This is a genomic window from Paraburkholderia sp. SIMBA_030 (genome assembly GCF_046535245.1).
GTDB lineage: Bacteria > Pseudomonadota > Gammaproteobacteria > Burkholderiales > Burkholderiaceae > Paraburkholderia.
The window spans coordinates 20971-38492 of the sequence record NZ_JAWRXB010000014.1 but is presented as its reverse complement, the minus strand read 5'-3'; the positions used below and the strand labels follow the sequence as shown (position 1 = coordinate 38492).

The 17522-nt window shown below is 62.3% G+C and carries 19 protein-coding genes and 1 pseudogene; 9 read left to right on the top strand and 11 right to left on the bottom strand.

What is annotated here, in order from left to right:
* Positions 1–302 precede the first annotated feature (302 nt).
* The gene (locus tag SB772_RS23660; protein ID WP_410835630.1) at positions 303–563 is read right to left on the bottom strand and encodes a DUF6723 family protein; all 261 of its coding nucleotides are present in this window, start codon (positions 561–563) and stop codon (positions 303–305) included.
* 154 nt (positions 564–717) lie between these two features.
* Entirely contained in the window at positions 718–1365 is a 648-nt protein-coding gene (locus SB772_RS23655) for a glutathione S-transferase family protein (RefSeq protein WP_410835629.1), read from the bottom strand.
* 100 nt (positions 1366–1465) lie between these two features.
* On the opposite strand from SB772_RS23655, the gene SB772_RS23650 reads away from it, so the two are divergent.
* From SB772_RS23650 to SB772_RS23635, 4 genes are all read left to right on the top strand, one after another.
* The gene (locus SB772_RS23650) at positions 1466–1891 is read left to right on the top strand and encodes a transcriptional regulator (protein ID WP_410835628.1); all 426 of its coding nucleotides are present in this window, start codon (positions 1466–1468) and stop codon (positions 1889–1891) included.
* A 212-nt stretch (positions 1892–2103) separates the two neighbouring features.
* Positions 2104–2754: a lytic transglycosylase domain-containing protein gene (locus tag SB772_RS23645; protein ID WP_410835627.1), complete on the top strand. Its 651-nt coding sequence runs from the start codon at positions 2104–2106 to the stop codon at positions 2752–2754.
* Between the two features lie 175 nt (positions 2755–2929).
* A complete protein-coding gene (locus SB772_RS23640) occupies positions 2930–3616 on the top strand; it encodes a DUF2242 domain-containing protein (protein ID WP_410835626.1) in 687 nt (228 codons plus the stop codon).
* A gap of 785 nt (positions 3617–4401) precedes the next feature.
* On the top strand, positions 4402–4653 hold the full coding sequence (locus tag SB772_RS23635) for a hypothetical protein (protein WP_410835625.1): 252 nt from the start codon (positions 4402–4404) through the stop codon (positions 4651–4653).
* Here the strand turns inward: SB772_RS23635 and SB772_RS23630 are convergent.
* Positions 4650–4854, bottom strand: a pseudogene (locus SB772_RS23630) (EamA family transporter); the annotation flags it as partial. The gene SB772_RS23635 and the pseudogene SB772_RS23630 overlap by 4 nt on opposite strands.
* Positions 4855–4997: 143 nt before the next feature.
* On the opposite strand from SB772_RS23630, the gene SB772_RS23625 reads away from it, so the two are divergent.
* Both SB772_RS23625 and SB772_RS23620 read left to right on the top strand, forming a co-directional pair.
* On the top strand, positions 4998–5750 hold the full coding sequence (locus SB772_RS23625) for an IclR family transcriptional regulator C-terminal domain-containing protein (protein ID WP_410835624.1): 753 nt from the start codon (positions 4998–5000) through the stop codon (positions 5748–5750).
* A 227-nt stretch (positions 5751–5977) separates the two neighbouring features.
* Positions 5978–6190 carry a hypothetical protein gene (locus SB772_RS23620; RefSeq protein WP_410835623.1) on the top strand — a complete coding sequence of 71 codons (213 nt, stop codon included), beginning with the start codon at positions 5978–5980 and terminating at the stop codon, positions 6188–6190.
* A gap of 193 nt (positions 6191–6383) precedes the next feature.
* Here SB772_RS23620 and SB772_RS23615 read toward each other — a convergent pair whose 3' ends face one another.
* Together SB772_RS23615 and SB772_RS23610 are read right to left on the bottom strand one after the other, a co-directional pair.
* Entirely contained in the window at positions 6384–6662 is a 279-nt protein-coding gene (locus SB772_RS23615) for a hypothetical protein (RefSeq protein WP_410835622.1), read from the bottom strand.
* A gap of 54 nt (positions 6663–6716) precedes the next feature.
* Positions 6717–7508, bottom strand: coding sequence for a Mut7-C RNAse domain-containing protein (locus tag SB772_RS23610; RefSeq protein ID WP_410835621.1), 792 nt, complete (start codon positions 7506–7508; stop codon positions 6717–6719).
* Between the two features lie 94 nt (positions 7509–7602).
* Between SB772_RS23610 and SB772_RS23605 the strand changes: the two genes are divergently transcribed.
* Entirely contained in the window at positions 7603–8472 is an 870-nt protein-coding gene (locus tag SB772_RS23605) for an NAD(P)-dependent oxidoreductase (RefSeq protein WP_410835620.1), read from the top strand.
* Positions 8473–8643: 171 nt separating this feature from the next.
* Positions 8644–9279, top strand: coding sequence for a LysE family translocator (locus SB772_RS23600; protein ID WP_410835619.1), 636 nt, complete (start codon positions 8644–8646; stop codon positions 9277–9279).
* Positions 9280–9564: 285 nt separating this feature from the next.
* Here SB772_RS23600 and SB772_RS23595 read toward each other — a convergent pair whose 3' ends face one another.
* The 6 genes from SB772_RS23595 to SB772_RS23570 form a co-directional block, all read right to left on the bottom strand.
* Positions 9565–10389: an OmpW/AlkL family protein gene (locus SB772_RS23595; RefSeq protein WP_410835618.1), complete on the bottom strand. Its 825-nt coding sequence runs from the start codon at positions 10387–10389 to the stop codon at positions 9565–9567.
* A gap of 171 nt (positions 10390–10560) precedes the next feature.
* Positions 10561–11808, bottom strand: a complete 1248-nt coding sequence (locus tag SB772_RS23590; protein ID WP_410835617.1) for a DUF2957 domain-containing protein — start codon at positions 11806–11808, stop codon at positions 10561–10563.
* Between the two features lie 100 nt (positions 11809–11908).
* Positions 11909–13342 carry a DUF2957 domain-containing protein gene (locus SB772_RS23585; RefSeq protein ID WP_410835616.1) on the bottom strand — a complete coding sequence of 478 codons (1434 nt, stop codon included), beginning with the start codon at positions 13340–13342 and terminating at the stop codon, positions 11909–11911.
* A 487-nt stretch (positions 13343–13829) separates the two neighbouring features.
* Complete coding sequence (gene argC, locus SB772_RS23580; RefSeq protein WP_410835615.1) at positions 13830–14777, bottom strand: N-acetyl-gamma-glutamyl-phosphate reductase; 948 nt, start codon at positions 14775–14777, stop codon at positions 13830–13832.
* Between the two features lie 296 nt (positions 14778–15073).
* A complete protein-coding gene (locus SB772_RS23575) occupies positions 15074–15643 on the bottom strand; it encodes a flavodoxin family protein (RefSeq protein WP_341314073.1) in 570 nt (189 codons plus the stop codon).
* Between the two features lie 220 nt (positions 15644–15863).
* Positions 15864–16466 carry a YbhB/YbcL family Raf kinase inhibitor-like protein gene (locus SB772_RS23570; RefSeq protein WP_410835614.1) on the bottom strand — a complete coding sequence of 201 codons (603 nt, stop codon included), beginning with the start codon at positions 16464–16466 and terminating at the stop codon, positions 15864–15866.
* Positions 16467–16733: 267 nt separating this feature from the next.
* Between SB772_RS23570 and SB772_RS23565 the strand changes: the two genes are divergently transcribed.
* Complete coding sequence (locus tag SB772_RS23565; RefSeq protein ID WP_410835613.1) at positions 16734–17423, top strand: response regulator; 690 nt, start codon at positions 16734–16736, stop codon at positions 17421–17423.
* The last annotated feature ends 99 nt before the right edge of the window (positions 17424–17522 follow it).

The following is a 17522-nucleotide window of genomic DNA, read 5'->3' as shown; positions in this document are numbered from 1 at the left end:
GTTCAGTCTGTGGCACGCGACCGACGCATGCCCGGAATGCCCGCGAGCGCGGGCATCGGTGCGGGCAGCTACTGTACGGGTTGAGTACTTCGACTGGAACTCGCCGCGCACGAGCTGCGCATCGGTTGCCTATACGCATGCGCGATTCCGCATCGAGGCATTCGACAAGCTCGGCAACGCAGTCATGGTTCGCGCACCATCGGTGAGTGCGAAGTCGACCTGTTCCAGCGATTATTTCAATGTGTCGGCGAGCAACGGCAAAGCAACCTTGATCGGCGGTCCGATGCAATCCGCTTCAGCGCCTACAACTCCGGACGCGCCAGATCGCTGCTCACGATATGTTCGCCATACACTTGCGCCGCCGCGACCGCTTCCAGTTTGGTCGCGAACGGCCCAAGTTCCGGCGCGCCGTCGAATGGGAACAGCACGCGGCCGTCGGTGGTTCGAACCACTTTCAACACGCCGAAGAAGCGCCGATAGCCAGCCAGTTTCGACGTCGCCGAAACTTCAAAGTCGTCCTCGGACGTCGCGGGTACGCTGGGAATAAATGCGGTCTTGCTCATAACTGAAAACATCTCTTGTTCGATGGAGCTGCACCTGCCCGGAAGGCGAGCGCTTCACCCGGTTGTCCCGGGGAAGGCAATTCGCCGGCGGCGTTCATTGTCTCAAATCTCAACGGATTCAACCCGAGAAGCAACACGCCGGCTGCTCGCCTCATCACGCGCCCTTGAGCGCCGCCTCATGTTCGGCCGCGAGCGCCACGTCCATCTCGCTCACTTTCACGAAACTCGGCCGCGAGCAAATGCGCCTGGCGTACTCGAGCACTACCGGCGTTTCCGGCACCAGCTTGAACCTCATCCCCCAATGCAGCGCGATGCCCCACAAGATATCCGCGGCGGAAATCCTGTCTCCGAGCAAATAGGGGGACGCTTGCAACTGGCTGGCCACGGTCCCGATCATCGAATCGAAATCGCCGTAAGGTGAGGTGGCCAACGGCGCCGGTTCACGCTTCATCGCCTTGTCGACCAGCGCCGGCTCGTAGCACGCCGCGTAGTACACCAGCCATCGAAGATACGGCCCGCGCGACGGATCGTCGAACGCCGGCGCGAGGCCGGCTTCGGGAAACAGGTCGGCCAGATAGATAAAGATGGCGACCTGCTCGGTGACCAGCGCGTCACCGTGATATATCGCCGGCACCTTGCCAAGCGGGTTGATCGCGAGATACGGCGCCTTGCGCTGCTCGCCGGCCTTCATGTTCAGCACCCTCAACTGATACGGGGCGCGGAGTTCTTCAAGCAGCGTGAGCGCGCTGACGGAGCGGCATTGCGGTGAATGGAACAGCGTGATCGTGCGGTCTGTGGTCATGGCGAGGCCCCTGGTTAAACGTCTTAAGGAACGGCAACGGTGATACGGCGCCGGGTCCACTCATCCTAAGCGCCCATACCTGTCAGTTGGACTTGCCCGCATGCGAGCCAGCCGCCTACTTTCCATTCTGATGACGCTGCAAGCGCGCGGGCAGGTCACTGCCCAGTCGCTCGCCGACGAATGCGCGGTCTCGCTGCGCACCATCTATCGCGACGTCGATGCATTGAGCGCCGCTGGCGTGCCCGTGCATAGCGAGCGCGGCGCGGAAGGCGGCTACCGTTTGCTCGACGGCTACCGGACGCGGCTCAACGGTTTGTCGTCGCCATTCGCGCGCGCCGCGGCCACGATAAGCGAGCCGGATGCCGAGGACGGCTGGTGCACCATTACGCTGCCGGTCGGCTCGGTGAGGCAGGCCTGTGCGGCGTTGTTGCGCTTCGGCACCGAAGCCGAAGTGCTGGCACCGCCCGAATTGCGCGCGCTGATGGCGGAGGTTGCTGCCGCGTTGCATCGTCGCTACGGGCAATGACGCTGCCGCTTGGCTTTCTCAACGGACGATGCGCGGCACGCTTCAAGGAAGCATTTGGCCAGAACATCTTCGCGGATCGCACCAAGGCGTTCACGCAAGCAATGTCCGCGCTAAAACCTGAAACATTGGCCCGGCCCGCTTTGGTCAGACGAATTTTGGGGCAGCGCTATAATGCGCCAATCATTTTCCTTCTCCGCCCTCCGCCCTCCGCCATGAGCCGGCTTCTTTGCCTGATCGTGCTTTCGCTCGGCCTGATGCAAGCCGCAATGGCCGAGGAAAATGCTGACCGAATTTCCGCGTATCTGACGCACAAATTCGGTCTGACGAAGGACAAGGCTCAAAAGATTTCGGACGCAGTGCAATCCGCCGCTTCGAAGTATTCACTCCCGCCGGCACTGCTGCTGGCGATCATCTCGATCGAATCCCGCTTCAAGGAAAAGGCCAAGGGCGCCAATGGCGCAACCGGGTTGATGCAGGTCGTGCCGGGCGCCCACAGAGGGCTGCTGAGAAACGTCAAGGACCTCACCGAGCCGACCGCCAACATCGAAGTCGGTTCGGCGATCCTGTACGGCTACATGCGCTCGGCCAATGGCGACCTGAACGCGGCGCTCAAGAGCTACGGCGGGTCGCGGGCATACGCGCAGAAGGTGAGCTTGCGCGTCGAAGACTTCGCTGAAGTAGCCGGCTCGCAGGACGCAGCGCAGCACCCGGACGCGCAGGCCGGCATGTGCGAGGCTCGGTCGGCCGATCGCTGTGCGGCGCCGGGCAACTGGGCCAACTACTTTGCGATGCCGACCGGCAACGCTGCCGGGGCAATCGGCGCGCCGGGGTCGTCGAACGGATTGCCCGCGGCGTCGAACTGAGCGCCTGCTTCTTTTCTCTTTTTCCATTTACGTTGCGACGGACCTCGGCGCTGTAACGGGCGATCACGTCGTGTAAGGCGACGCGAGGCGCGGCTGCGCGCCTTTTACGCAGCTTGCGCAACGGCTCTACAATGCCTCTCCATTCGAGTTCACGTAGCGCCCCTTCCGATCGACCATGTTCACCTCGTTTTTCAAAACCACCACCGCCTCGCTGTTTGGGTTGCTCATGCTTGCGGCTTGCAGCAGCGCTCCGCAGCCGAAATTTCAGCAGGAATTGTTCGAAACGGGTGCGAGTCCGTACGCACGCAACTTCAACTCGAATACCACCGATACCTGCGAGGCCGCGCGCCGCGCCTTGCTGAGCCAGGGCTATCTGACGACCATGACGCGCACCGACACCGTCGACGGTACAAAGAATTTCCAGCCCACCGGAGATTCGCACGTCGTCGTGGAGTTTCATGTCGTCTGTACGCCGGGTGAAGAGGCGAGCGATACGAGCATCGTCTACGTGAACGCCGTGCAAAACGGCTTTGCTCTGAAGAAAAGCGATACGTCGGCGAGCGTTGGCCTGAGCGTACTGGGATCGTTGTCGCTGCCGATCCGTTCGAACAGCGACGCGATGGTCAAGATTTCAAGTGAGACCATTCCGTCGGGCAAGTTCTACGACCGCTTCTTTGGACTCGTCGATCACTATCTGCAGACGGTGGTGCGCACTCAGCCGGTGGCTAACAGCTGCATCGAGACGCGCATATTGCCGATGCCTGTCGAAGCTACGGTACCAGCGCCAGCCGTGGCGCTGCCCGATGCGGTGGTGGGGCAGGCTGCTTCCGCACAACCTGCACATGGGAGCGTGGCGCCCTGATCGCCTTCAGCTGCGGTTGCTTCGTGGCTGTGTTCAGCGCACGCTTAGCCTTTGATTTCAGCGTGCAGCGGTACTTGTCCTATGTCTTTTTACTTCATGCGTATATATATGTAGTAATAGTTAACAAGGGTTAACCCCTTCTGTGGATAAGTCTCAAATTCCCCGCCGCATCAGCAGCATGCGAAAACGATAACCTTGCGGAACACATCTGTAGAAAAACTACAAAGGCGGGATAACTTTGGCGGTGCTCGCGAACTGTCACGCATTATCAAGATTCCGCGCACAGGCTGTCCGACGCCCTATCCCGAAGTTATCCATAGGCAGATGTGGATAACTCAAGCGCTTCGCAGTGCCTCGGCATTCCGCTTTCCACCGGCTTTTCATCCACGCCATCCGCTCGCCACCGTACATACTTCGGCGCCCGGATGCGCGCACATTGAAGACGGACGGTACGAAGATTGCGTCTCTCTTTTTGCAAGCGCAACTGTTGCTATTTAGTCAAAACCATTTCAGCGACGGCCGATCCAGGCATAGAGTTAAAGTGTTTTCTGAAGTTATTGGTGCAGTGCGGGGGGTGCGATGAAACGCAGAACAGCACGACAGCTAGTCCGTCTTCTTTCGGATATCAGACATGCCGCTCACTGCAGCACGCTGCGGGCGGCGGCGACCAACCGGGCCATCGCCCTCGCATCCGCCGAAGACGACGCGGACGCAGCCGGCGAGAGTGACGAAAGCACCGAGGCCGCGCGCGAATCGCGTCACGACAAACCGGCCCGGAGCGAATCATGAGATCCGCGAGCGAACAATCGCTGCGTTTCCTTGTCGAGAAATGGCTGGCGCCCGGGCCGTCAAGTCCGGTTCACGTTACCGAATTCAGCCGTACCCGCCTGGGTGGCAGGCGTTATGTACGCGTCGAGGCGTCATTGGAAACCGGCTCGCGTGGTTTGTTTTTCTTTCGTCACGACGACGGCTGCTGGTGCGTGTTTCCACCCACCGCGGACAACCCAAAAATTTTTATACAGCCGCGCGCGGCTTAGTGTCGAAGCGCGCGGAGATCGACCCGCGCGCGTCCGCGACGCCACGCCGGCATCGCCTGAAACACGATCAAACCCGCCAGCAAGCGCACATCCGAACAGTGCCCGCGCCGATAGCATCTCGCCGAGCACGAGCCATCCCGCCAGCGCGGCGAACACACCTTCCATGCTGAAGATCACCGTGGCATGCGCCGGTGCCGCATGCATCGTCGGATGCGTTGGGACTTCAAATGAGCCGACGTCGGATCCCACGCTGGGGCGGCTCCTGCGCGATAATCGCGCAACGGCCATGATACGGTCCACGAGACGACAGCGCAGCCGAGCCAACCGATTTTCAGGCAAGCACAATGGATGAGAAAGACTGGATCGCCGGTGCTGCGAAGGCGCTTGCGATCATCGAGGCATTCGACGAAGAGCACGCGCGCATGACGCCGACCATGGTAGCCTCGCGCGCCGCGCTGTCGCGCACGGCGGCGCGCCGCTACTTGTTGACACTGCGCGAACTCGGCTACGTGGATACCGACGGCAAGTTGTTCTGGCTGGCGCCGCGGGTGCTGCGGCTCGGCCAGTCCTATCTGGATTCGGCGCGCTTGCCGCGCACCGTGCAGCCGTTCCTGCAGCGCATTACGGCGACCGTGCAGGAAACCGCGCTGGTCGCGATTCTCGACGAGCACGACGTGGTCTACGTCGCGCGCAATGGCGTGAACCGGGCGATGGCCGTCGGTTTCGTGCTCGGCTCGCGGGCGCCCGCGCCGTTGTCGTCGGCGGGCCTGGTTCTGCTGGCGTTTCGCGCGCCGGATGACATCGAGCAGTGGCTCGCCTCGTATCCGATCAAGGTGTTCACGCCGCACACGTATTCGACCATCGAGAAGTTACGCGAGGTGCTCGGCGAAATCCGCCGCAATGGCTATGTCGTCACCGACCAGCAACTGGAATTGGGTATGCGCGGCGTCGCCGTGCCGCTGCGTGACCGGCACGGCTCGGTGGTGGCGGCGATCAGTGTCAGCATGCCGATCGGCCTGGAGTCGGCGAACGCCGCGCTGCACCGGGTGCTGCCGACCTTGCAGGAAACTGCCAGCCTGTTGCGTAATCTGGTCTAAAGCGACGCTCCAGGTCATTGCCCTAATACGGCATGCTTAATGAGTGAAAGCATCACGAAAGCAACGTGTCTCCCGGAAAATACAGATCGAGTTTTGGGCATGACAAACCGCCTACACTGCGTAATACTCTCCCGCGGGGAGCGGGAAGGCGCCTCAAGCCATGTCTGCTTCACCGTGCAGCTATTTCATTCACATTGACTCAGTCGTCCAGGTTTGGGGAACAACACATGAAGAAAGTTATCATCTCGCTCGCAGCCGCATCGATCGCTCTGGTTTCGGTTCAAGCTTTCGCACAAGCTTCTGACGCTGCTCCGGCAATGGCAGCACCGGCTAGCGCCACGAAGCATCACACCAAGAAGCTGAAGACGCACGGCAAGCACGCTTCGGTTTCGGCAGCAGCTTCGGCAGCTGGCACGAACGACAAGGGCACGGCGAACTAAGCTGACGCTTGGGTTCGTCGGGCGAGCTTCGCCGGTTCGCGTCTGTGCGCCGCTAGTCGGCCAGTGCAGGGCGGTTCCGGTTCGGCGTCACCAGCAAAAAGGCCAGAGTTTATGCTCTGGCCTTTTTGCATTTGGGCCGCGGTTTGCCGGCCGTGATGCGGACAAAACGCTGCAACGGCGCGCTCGACTGCGCTTAGCCAGCGAGGCCGCGCTTGATGACCTCGTTCAGCAGGCCGCTCATGCCTTCCGGATGCGTGGCAGCCCGCTCCTTCAGTTCAGCGACCAGGTCGCCGTTCAGCTTGCAGGCAAACGCGACCAGGCCCTGTGCCTGATCGAGCTTGCGCTGCTCGCGGCGGTCGAGCTTCGGCTCGGCAGCCGCGGCTTTGCCGAAACGGTCGGCGGTAGACCGCTTCATTGCGTTGTTCAGCTTGAGTGCCTTGTTCTTTTCAAGGTCGGTTTTTTTCATCGCCATACGGAAGGCCTCTGCCAGATAGGTAATCCCGCATTGTACGCATCGCGCCGCACGTTACGTGAGCGGCGGCACTCGCGGCTCAGACGGGAGGTAAGCGGACCGGCTTTGCGCACCGGCCACGCTGTCCATCAACGCGCGCATTCTTTGCCAGTGCGTGCCTTCCCAGAACACGCGCCGGCAGACGTCGCAGGTGACGAATTGCGTATGCCGTTCCAGCACGCCTTCGGGCGCGCGGCCGGCGACATCTTCTTTGGCGATACGCCGCAGCGGCGCATTGCACATCAGGCACAAACGAAACGGCTGCGCGCTGCCGGCCAGATCGAGCCGTTCAAACACTTCGCGCAATTGCTCGCGGGGCCGCAAGGTGCGCACATAGCAGCCGTGCGTGATGGTGCGGCGTTTTAATAACTCACGGTCGCGTGTCAAAACGATGCGCTGTTGTTCGGCGGCGAGCGCTTCGATATCGGCGTCGGGATAATGGTTGTCGTAGAGCGTATCGAAGCCGGCCAGCCGCAACAGCGGTGCGAGACCGCCCAGATGCGCGTCGGCGATGAAGCGCATGACGCGCAGCGGCCGTTCGCGCACGCGTAACAGCGGCTGGATGTCGAGCGCTTCAAACTTCGGATAAACGGCAATGCGGTCGCCGTCCGACAGCGGGTGATTGAAACCGACCGATTCTCCGTTCACCAGAATCAGCTCGACTTCGGTATGCGGTACGCCGAGCGCCTCGATCATGTGCTTCGCGGTGGCGCCGCGCGCGCACGCGCAACTGAACGCGCGCCGGCGCAGCGGCCGGGCGAGAAAATCGTTCAGCTCCTCATAGAAGCGGAAAGTCGCGGTGACCATCGTATCAGTATCGCACCGTGTTTCGATGCGCGCTGTCCTGCACGTGTAGCGCGGGTGTGCTTTACTTCCAGTTCTTTAGAAGATGGAGCGACAGATGGACATCGGTTTTATCGGTCTCGGCGAGATGGGCGCCGCGATGGTTGCAAACATTTTGAAAGCCGGGCATCAGGTGCGCGTGTGGAACCGCTCGCCGGAACGCGCGCGGCCACTTGCGGACGCAGGCGCGCGGATCGTCTCGACGCCGGCCGAAGCGTTTGCGGGCGACGCCGTGTTCTCGATGCTCGCCGACGATGCCGCGCTGCGCGAAGTCATCACTGCGTCGCTGCTGGAACACGCGCCGCGCGGGTTGATCCACGTGAACATGGCAACCATCTCGGTGGCGCTGGCCGAGGAACTGGCGACGGCGCACGCGTCGCGCGGCGTCAACTATGTCGCCGCGCCGGTGATGGGGCGGCCGGATGTCGCGGCGGCGGGCAAGCTGACGATCGTCGCCGGCGGTCCCGCCGAGGCGATTGACCGCGTGCAGCCGATTTTCGATGCCATCGGCCAGAAAACGTGGCGCATCGGTTCACTGCCGCAGCAGGCGAACGTGATGAAGCTGGCCGCGAACTTCATGCTGGCCGCGGCCGTCGAGACGCTCGGCGAGGCGGCCACGCTGGTGACCGGTCACGGCCTCGCCATGCAGGATTTCCTCGATGTGATCACGAGTGGCATTTTCCCGGGGCCGGTTTATCAGGGCTACGGCAAGATGATCGCCGAGCAGCGCTACGAGCCGGCCCTATTCAAGGCGCGCCTCGGGCTGAAGGACGTGCGCCTTGCGCTGGCAGCCGCCGACGCGGTGACGACCCCGCTGCCGATCGCAAGCGTCGTGCGCGACAGCCTGCTGGAAGCGGTGGCTCATGGCGACGGCGAGAAAGATTTCGCGGTGCTGGGCGAGGTGGCGGCGCGGCGGGCAGGGCGCTGAGCATCGGCGTGTGGGCGTAGCGCGAAGGCGCGCCCGCGGGCGTGTGCCAGGCTTCGTACCCGGGTGCTGTGCCGCCCGGGCTTCCCGCTGCGAAGCGGCAGCACGGCAGTGCCGTGGATCCGCGCGGGCGGGCATAATAGCCGCCCGATCCTCTTTCCCGCGTTGATCCACATGAGTCTGCATACCTGGTGGCTGTTCGCCGCCACCGTCTTCGTCGTTTCCGCGATTCCCGGTCCGAACATGCTGCTGGTCATGACACACGGCGCCCAGCATGGCTTGCGCCGCTCCAGCGCGACCATGGCCGGCTGCCTGTCGGCGCTGGTGCTGATGCTGGCGGTGTCGGCGGCGGGCCTTGGCGTGTTTCTCGAAGCATGGCCGGCGATGTTCAACGCGCTGCGCATGATCGGTGCGGCGTACCTCGTCTATCTGGGCATCAAGGCATGGCGCGCACCAGCCGACGAAGCCGCCGCGGGCGTTGCCGACGAGTTGGCCGCAAAACCCGCGCGTTCGCGCATCGCGCTGTTTCGCAACGGCTTCCTGGTGGCTGGCAGCAACCCGAAAGCCATCCTGTTCGCCGCCGCGCTGCTGCCGCAATTCATCGACGCCGCGCAGCCAAAACTGCCGCAGTTCGGCGTGCTCGTTGCCACCTTCGCGACGATCGAGGTGAGCTGGTATCTGGTGTATGCCGGATTCGGCGTGCGGATCGGCGCCAAATTGAAAAGCCGCAGCGTCGCGAAGGTGTTCAATCGTCTGACGGGTGGTGTGTTTGTCGGCTTCGGCGCAATGATGGCGCTGGTGCGCCATTAGGCGCAGGGTGCCGGCTCGAATTCAATCGACAAAATGTTGCGGATAAGCAACGTTGAGGGTCAACCCTAATTCTGATGTTGCGCCGCACCAAACCATTTGCTATAGTTTGCCTTGTCTCCTCCATGTCTCCTCTGATATGGATTCAGCCCGCCAACTTAGGTGGGCTTTTTTTTGCCTTGAATTTCGCGCTTTCGCACATCGCCCAAACCAGAAAACACAAAGCCGGCGAGCCCCGTGAACGGGCCGCCGGCTTTGTCGCATCTGCGTTTGCGTCGAACCTGGAACTTAGAACTTGTACGAGACCGCCAGGAACGAAATGATCGGATCGGCTTTTAGCTCCGCCCTGGAGACACTCAGTTCCGTGCCGTCCGCCGCCTTGACGATGACCGACGAGGTCGTTTTCAGCGGAATGTACGTGACCGAAGCCACCATGCCCCAGTGATCGGTGATGTTGTACGACAGACCCGCATTGAATACCGGCTGCCATGACGACGAAGCCTTCGCCGACACCTGCGTCTGCCCCGGCTTGCCCGCGCCTGCTGCCAGCACAGCGCCGAGGTTGTTCTGCGTCGAGGTCACGAAGTTCGGACTCAACTGGACATCGGAGAACCAGTTGTACGACACGCCGATACCGACGAACGGCCTGAATTTCGCGGTCGGCGCATTGAAGTAGTACTGGAACAGCAGCGCCGGGCTCCACTGGCGCACGCTCTTCACGATCGGATTGGCCTGCGGATCGCCGAGATTCTGCTGGCCGAGCGCGCCTGCCGGTCCCGGCGGCTTGATGGTGCCGTGCCCGTAGATCTTGAAGACCGGCGGCACGCCCGCCACCGTCGATACCGCGATGTGATCGGTGAGGTAATGGCTGAACACGAGGCCGGCGGTATCGGCGTTATTGGACGACAACCCCGTGCCGGACGACGTGAAGGAGCTCGGCAGACGCAGCGGGGTGTTGATTGGCGTCGGCGCGACGTTGGTGGTCAGCGGCGTGCTCGAATTCTGCGGCATCACGTGGAACCAGCCGAGCACGGCGACGTTGTCGCCCGCATGTTGCGCGTGAGCACTGGCGGACAGGCAAGCGGCCAGTATCGCGAGATAGATTTTTTTCATGTTGTTCCTCCTCCTGAAGCGTGCCTCGCAAGACGCGCGGCGACGGCCCGGTTACCCGGCCGTTGCGCTGAATACGCTGTGCCCTGTAGACACCGGCTGCCGCGTCGATGTATACGCAGCAGCCGGGACGCGAACGCCTCGGTGCGTGTCGACGACGCGTGGCTTCACCCGTTACTGGACGAAGGCGCCGATCGTGAAGTACGGCGAAGCCGCGTTGGTCAGATCGAGGTAGCCGAATACGCCGCCCGTGAAGATCATCTTTCCGGTCGGTGTGGCGCCGGTCGAAGCGCCCACTTGCGTCGTCGTCACCACACCCGGTACGGCTTGCGTGAAGTCCAGATTCAGTGCCGTCGCGAGCGATGCCTGCGACGCGTTGAACGGATCGAGCAGCGTCGCCTGCGTGCCTTCCAGAGCGGTGGTGCGATAGTTGAACTGGCTATCCACGCCGATGTACTCGCCGTTTTGCGAGTTCACCGCGATCGAGCTTTGCGGCGCCAGAATCGAGATGCCCGATTCGTCGTCCGCATACGGTCCGAGTTCGCCGTTCTGCGGCACGGTGACCGACGAGTTCGCCGCGCCGGCGCGAACCAGGATCGGCACCAGCTGATTGCGCAGCTTGCCGACGATCATGTAGCCCCTGGCTTTCGGCGTCGTGGCGAGCGTGGGCTTTGCCTGACCCTGGAACTTGTCGGTTTCGAACGCGCCGCTGCCGTCGGGCGACTGCACGAAGTTCGTGCCCGGCTGCTGGCACTTGCCCGCGTTGACCCCGGAGTTGTCGCACTCGATCCACGTGCCGTCCGCGTTGATCGTGATCTTCGTATCGACCGCGACCGGCGCGAAGTTCTGCGACGGAACCTGGTGATAACCGAGCTGGTTGTAGGTGCCGACTACGTTCGCGAGATTCGTTTCAATCGACGAGAAGGCGATGAACGGGTAGTACGGGAACTTGGTATCGGGCACCGCGCCAACGCCGAGAATGCCGCCGAACGAAATTTCCGCACCCGGAATCGTGCCGCCCGCCACGCCTTCGCCGACGAAAATACGCGCCGGGCGATTCGGGTCGAGGCTCGCGCCGTTCAGACGGAAGGCGCACTGGTTGAGCTTGTTCGTCGGCAGCAGGGTTTCCTGAGTCAGCGTGCCGCTCGCGCTCTGGCCTGCACGCGTCGGTACGACGGTGCCGGTGGTCGCCGGAATCGGCGATTCGATGTAATTGACCTGCCAGGTCATCTTGGTCGTATCGAGCTGCAGCTTGACCAGTTCGCCGTCACCGCCGCCGCCCGTAAACACCGTGCCGTAGTCGAGCGACCCAGGGCACAGGCGAACTTCAGTCACCGGTCCATCGCCGTTACCACCGCCGCCACCGCACGCCCCCAGCAACGGCGCCGCAAGAGCAAGCACCGAAAGGAATTTCCATTTCATACATCCTCCTGAATTTTCTCGTTGTGAGTGGCCGGCTCCCAGTTCAGCCACCTTTTGCACTATTTATTTCTGTTGCTGCGAACCGCTGACCGGCCGTCCGTCATTTGCTGATCTGCGCGCCGACGCCGAAGTACGGCGCGCTGGAGGCCGTGCTGTCGAGCTGCGAAGTCGGTGCGATGCCGCCATTCATCGTGTCCTGAATGGCGATCGCATACAGGCCGCCGGAGGCAATCGCGAAGCCGGTCTTGCCGTTCTTGTCCTGCACACCGATTAACCCCGGGCTCGGCAGGCCATAGCCCAAGCCGAAGCCGTCTTCCGCAGTAGAAGTCGTCGGGTTGATGAAGGTGCCCACACCGCCCTGGATCAACGTTGCGGTGTACTTGAAGTTCGAATCCGCGCCGACATAGCCGCCGTCGAAGCCGCCAGATGCAAGCGGCGTGGCCGCGGCGAGCATGGCGATGCCGGATTCGTCGTCGACCTTGGCGTCGAGATGCAACGGCGCGGTGCCGAGGTTGACCGAGCCCGTGCGGATGACGAGCGGCACAGTCGCGCCGTTGATCTGGCCGAGAATCATGTGTGCCTGAGCCGACTTGCCGCTCGGCTGATTCAGCGGCGGCAGCTTCAACTGCGCACCGATCTGCGGCGCCTGCTGACTGTCGAAATAGCCGCTGCTGTTGACGGTCCACGCCGTACCGGTCGACAGGCATCCGCTCGTACTCGGATTGAAGGCGGCGTTTGCCGGGTTGGAGCCGGTGCAGTTGCCGCTTACGTCGAAGGTTTCAATCGTGTTGGTGGCCGTTGCCGCGTAAGAGCCCGAGGGCACGATGTGGTAGAGCAGGCCATTGTAGGTGCCTGCCAGCTTGGCGAGGTCCGTTGTCGTGCTGGCAAACCCGAGGAACGGATAGAAGTCGAAATGCCGCTTGGGTACGGCACCGATGTTCTCCAGGCCCGGCACCGGCGCAATGGTCAGCCCGGCGTACTCGACCGTCGCGCCCGGGATGCCGCCGCCGGCCACGCCCAGGCCGACCAGGATCATCGGTGGGTTCGGATTGTTGACGAAGTCCGGTGTCGTGTAAGTCGTGCCGTCGGCAGCCGCGGTGCCGGTGCCTTTGCCGAGGATGAACGCGCAACGCGTTTGTTCCGCGGTCGGCAGCATCCCGGTCGGCGGATGGATCACCGCGCCGGTGATCTGCGTGCCTTCACGTGTCACCGTGACGTCGGCGCTGGTCAACGGGATCGGCGACTTGAGCCACTTCAGCGTATAGGTCATCGCGGTGGCGTCGATGTTCAACTGCACCACTTCGCCGCTGCCCGCGCCACCGAGGAACGTGCTCTTGACGATGTCGGCGGTGGCCGGACACAGCGGGGCAGCGCCCGCGCCCTGGGCCGGCGGACCCTGGACGCCGCAGCTCGAACCCGAGCATTGCGCCGAATTGATCGGGCCGGGATTGTCGGCTTTGCCGCCGCCGCAAGCGATGAGAAATGGGACCGCGGCAATGGCCATTGCCAAGCCTCGAGTTATGGCGTCCGACATGCTGCTGTCTCCCTTCATGTAATTGTGCGAAGTAATTTCGCTGCGCTGTTAATGCCTGTCAATTGAAAGAACCGTCTAAAAAGACTGATTCAAACAGCGCTGTTTTTGCGGGACGCATGCAGGGTGGACGCAGGCGGTCCTTTTAAACAAAAAAGGAAATTTCGCTGCGGCGGCGGGACCGTTGCTTCGCCGCACACGCTTACCAGGCAAGCGTCACAGCAAAATGGCTCTATCATGTTCGAACGACCGTTCGCGAAAAAATCAGGAGTTTCCCCAGGCGGAAAACTATGCTGTGCGGGTCGATTGCGGGAATGATTTACCGGTCGATGATGAGCAGTCCGATTTTTATTTTTAAAGTAATGCGGGCTACTAGCGATTAACTGCGGAAGATGGATTCGACGTGCGGATTTTTAAAACAGAAAAGCCGGTCTTTGCAAACCGGCTTTTCTGTGGATTGACGGTCGATGCCGTCAGGATGGTGGACGTATCAGCGTTTCAATCCGCTTTCTTCAGCGGCGCCGATCGCGAGATTCATACACTGGATCGCCGCGCCCGATGCACCTTTACCCAGGTTGTCCAGCCGCGCGACGGTCACGAAGCGCTCAGCGTTGCCGAACACGAACAGGTCGACGCGGTTGGTGTCGTTGTTCGCCTGCACGTCGAGGAAGCCGCTGTCGAGGTTGGCGTCTGCATCGAACGGCGCAACGTGAACGAACGCCTCGCCCGCGTAGTACTCGGCGAACAGTGCCTGCACGTCTTGCGGCGTTGCGTGCTTGGCCAACTGATTCGGCGAGAAGAAGGTAGTGACCGCCAGACCCTTGTAGAAGTCGCCGACGATCGGCGTGAACACCGGTGCCGACTTCAGGCCGGTATGCGCGGCCATTTCCGGCAGATGCTTGTGCGTGAGACCGAGCGCGTAAGGACGCGGGCTCTTGAGCTTGTCGTTGCCGCCTGCCTCGTAGTCGGCGATCATTTTTTTGCCGCCGCCGCTGTAGCCGGTGATCGAGTATGCGTGTGCGGCGAAGTCCGGCGTCACGACGCCTGCTTCGACGAGCGGACGCATCGCCAGCACGAAGGCCGACGCATGGCAGCCCGGCACGGCGATGCGTTTCGCGGTGCGCAGACGCTCGCGTTGCGAGCGAGCCAGTTCGGGCAGACCGTAAGCCCAGTCGGCGGAAGTACGGAACGCCGTGCTGGCGTCGATCAGCACGGTGCGATCGTTGTCCACCAGCGAGGCGGATTCGCGCGAGGCGACATCCGGCAGGCACAGGAAGGTGACGTCCGACGTGTTGATGAGACGACGGCGCTCGTCGAGGTCTTTGCGCTTCGCTTCTTCGATACGCAGGATCTCCACGTCGGCGCGTTGCGACAGGTATTCGAAAATCTTCAGGCCGGTCGTGCCTTCCTGTCCGTCGACAAAAACTTTCGTGCTCATCTCGATCTCACTGACTTGCTTGCTGGAAATGGGGCGCGACACCGCACCGGAACGTTATTTTAAGACGTGATGGCAGCGGCTGTGCAAAACGGGGTGAAAAAACGACGATCCGCGCCGAACATGGCATCGGAGTGACTGGTTATGCGCCAGATGCATGCCGTTGACGGTGGGTTCGGAGCAGATTGGAGGGCGGCGTGTGCGGGTGCGTCGCTCGCCCGTCGAAGCGCGCGGCGTCTTCGGCAAAGGCCTGCCGCAGACGCCGCAGCTTCGGGACGCAAGCTGCTCGAATTGACGCACTAGCGGGCAGCAATCCATCTCGCCGTGACCCCGGCGATGCGGGCGCCGAACATCCGCGCGGTTTCCAGATCGCCCGCGGGCGGCGCTTCTTCCGGCGAAGCATCCGCCGGCGATTGCGCCAGCAGACCGGTGAATCCGCCCACATAGTTCAGATCGTTGCGGGTCGCGGCCTTGGTGTTCGACGGCATCATGCCGGTGCCTGCCCAGATCATGCTGTGTTGCATGGCCAGTGTGACGAAATACTGGATGGTCGAGAACTTGTCGCCGTTCATGGTCGCCGAGTTGGTGAAGCCAGCGGCGATTTTGTCCTTCCACGTCTGGCCGAACCACGGTTTCGAGCTGGCGTCGGCGAATTTCTTGAAGTCGGCGGAAGGGCCGCCCATGTAGGTCGGTGCACCGAAGATGATCGCGTCGGCCGCAGCCAGCTCGGCCCAGCCTGCGTCGTCGATTTCTCCGACGGGCATCAGCCGGCCGTCCGCGCCGGCTTCGACGGTGCCCGCCAGCACGGCCTCGGCGACTTTTTTCGTATGGCCGTAGCCGCTGTGATAAACGATGACGATCTTCGACATGGCACCCTCCGGCAAGGTGAAAAAGGGAATGGGTCAAGCACGGCAACGGTGCGCGCATGCATCGGCGCGACGTCGACAAGCATCGCGTACATCGGTCTGCTGCACATTAGCGTGCGCGGATGACAGAATTTCCGCCCGGGTGGCAATCCGATGCAAGCCGTGCGCCCGTTCGCGCACCGGCTCGACGATCCGTGCAACCCGAGCATGATGACGGCCGGCGCTACCGCCCGTAATTGACCACCATCCGCGCACTGCCGAGCGTCGCGGTGCTGATCTCGTGATCGAACATCAGCGCTGGGCGGCCTTGCGCGAGCCGCAGGTCGGCGGTGCTCAGCGCGTAAACGGTGATCACATAGCGATGTGGCTTGCCGGGCGGCGGGCAAGGGCCGCCGTAACCGTCGATGTCGAAGTCGTTGCGCGCTTCGACCGCGCCGAGCTTCTTGAGGAAGCCGGACGAGCTGGCGTTCTCCGGCAAGCGGTCGACGGTGGCGGGAATGCCCGCGACCGCCCAGTGCCACCAGCCGCGGCCGGGCGCATCCTCATCGAATATCGTGACCGCGAAGCTGCGCGTGCCGGTTGGGGCGTCGTGCCACGTCAATTGAGGCGAGCGGTTGCCGCCTTTGCAGTCGTCCTGATTGAAAACCTGCGCGGCATCCACCGTGCCGCCCGCATGGAAGCTGGCACTGGTGAGCGCAAATGCGCCTTCGGCAAGCGCGTGAGGGCCATGCGCCGCGAGTAGCGCGAGACTCAGCATCGCGCAGGTGAAGGACGGTAGACGGCGGTGGGGCGAAGCAAGCGAAACAACCAGGCAACGCGAGCGCATATGCCGGTTCTCCTGTCAGGGCGCGAGGCGGTCGTCCTCGCCGTCATTATTGTCCCTATTTTGTGCCCCAAGGTCGAATCAAGTCTAACATTTGCCCCGTTCATCGTTGGGTCACCCAGTTCGCGGGCGTGGTTTGGGGGAAATCGGCTATAGTCGGAGGAAATTGTCTGCGTGGATAAAGACAGCGCACCCGAATAGTCCGAATACACAGAATAGAAAGACATGGCGGAAGTGTTGGAGAGTGGTTTATCAGTTGAGAGGAAGGCAATGCCTGATTTAATCAGGGTCGTGGTGGCCGATGACCATCCGGTGATTCTGTTCGCCGCCGAACAAGCTCTGCTCAAGATTCCCGGGATGCAGGTGGTCGCGCGTGCGCGCCAGTCAACCGAGTTGGTGAAGGTGCTGCAGACGCTTGCCTGCGACGTGCTCGTGACGGATCTGGCGATGCCAGGCGGCCAATACGGCGACGGTCTGCCGTTGATCGGCTATTTGCGCCGCAATTTCCCCAACGTTCCCATCGTCGTGCTGACGATGCTTGAGAACGCCGCGTTGCTCAAGCGGCTGAGCGAACTCGGCGTGACCTCGGTCGTCAACAAATCGGACGATCTGACCCATATCGGGCTCGCAGTGCAGCACGTCAGCCGTAACCTCGAATACATGAGCCCGTCGGTCAAGGCGGCGCTCGATACGCTGCGCATGAACGCTGGCGGCAAGAGCGACGAGGTCATGCTGTCGAGGCGTGAGCTCGAGGTGGTGCGCCTGTTCGTATCCGGCATGACGATCAAGGAGATCTCGGCGCAGCTCAATCGCAGCATCAAGACGATCAGCACGCAGAAGAACACGGCGATGCGCAAGCTCGGCATCGATCGCGATTCGGAGTTGTTCCAGTATGCGCAGAGCAACGGCTTGCTGAATCTGTCGTCGCGCTCGGTGGAGGGGACTGGCGGCGCGTTCTAGCTGCTGTGCTTCTGTCCCGCGGGGCGAGGCCAATGAAAAAAGGCCGCCTGTCTTTCCGACTGGCGGCCTTTTTTATTCCATCCGCGCCGAGCGGCTACG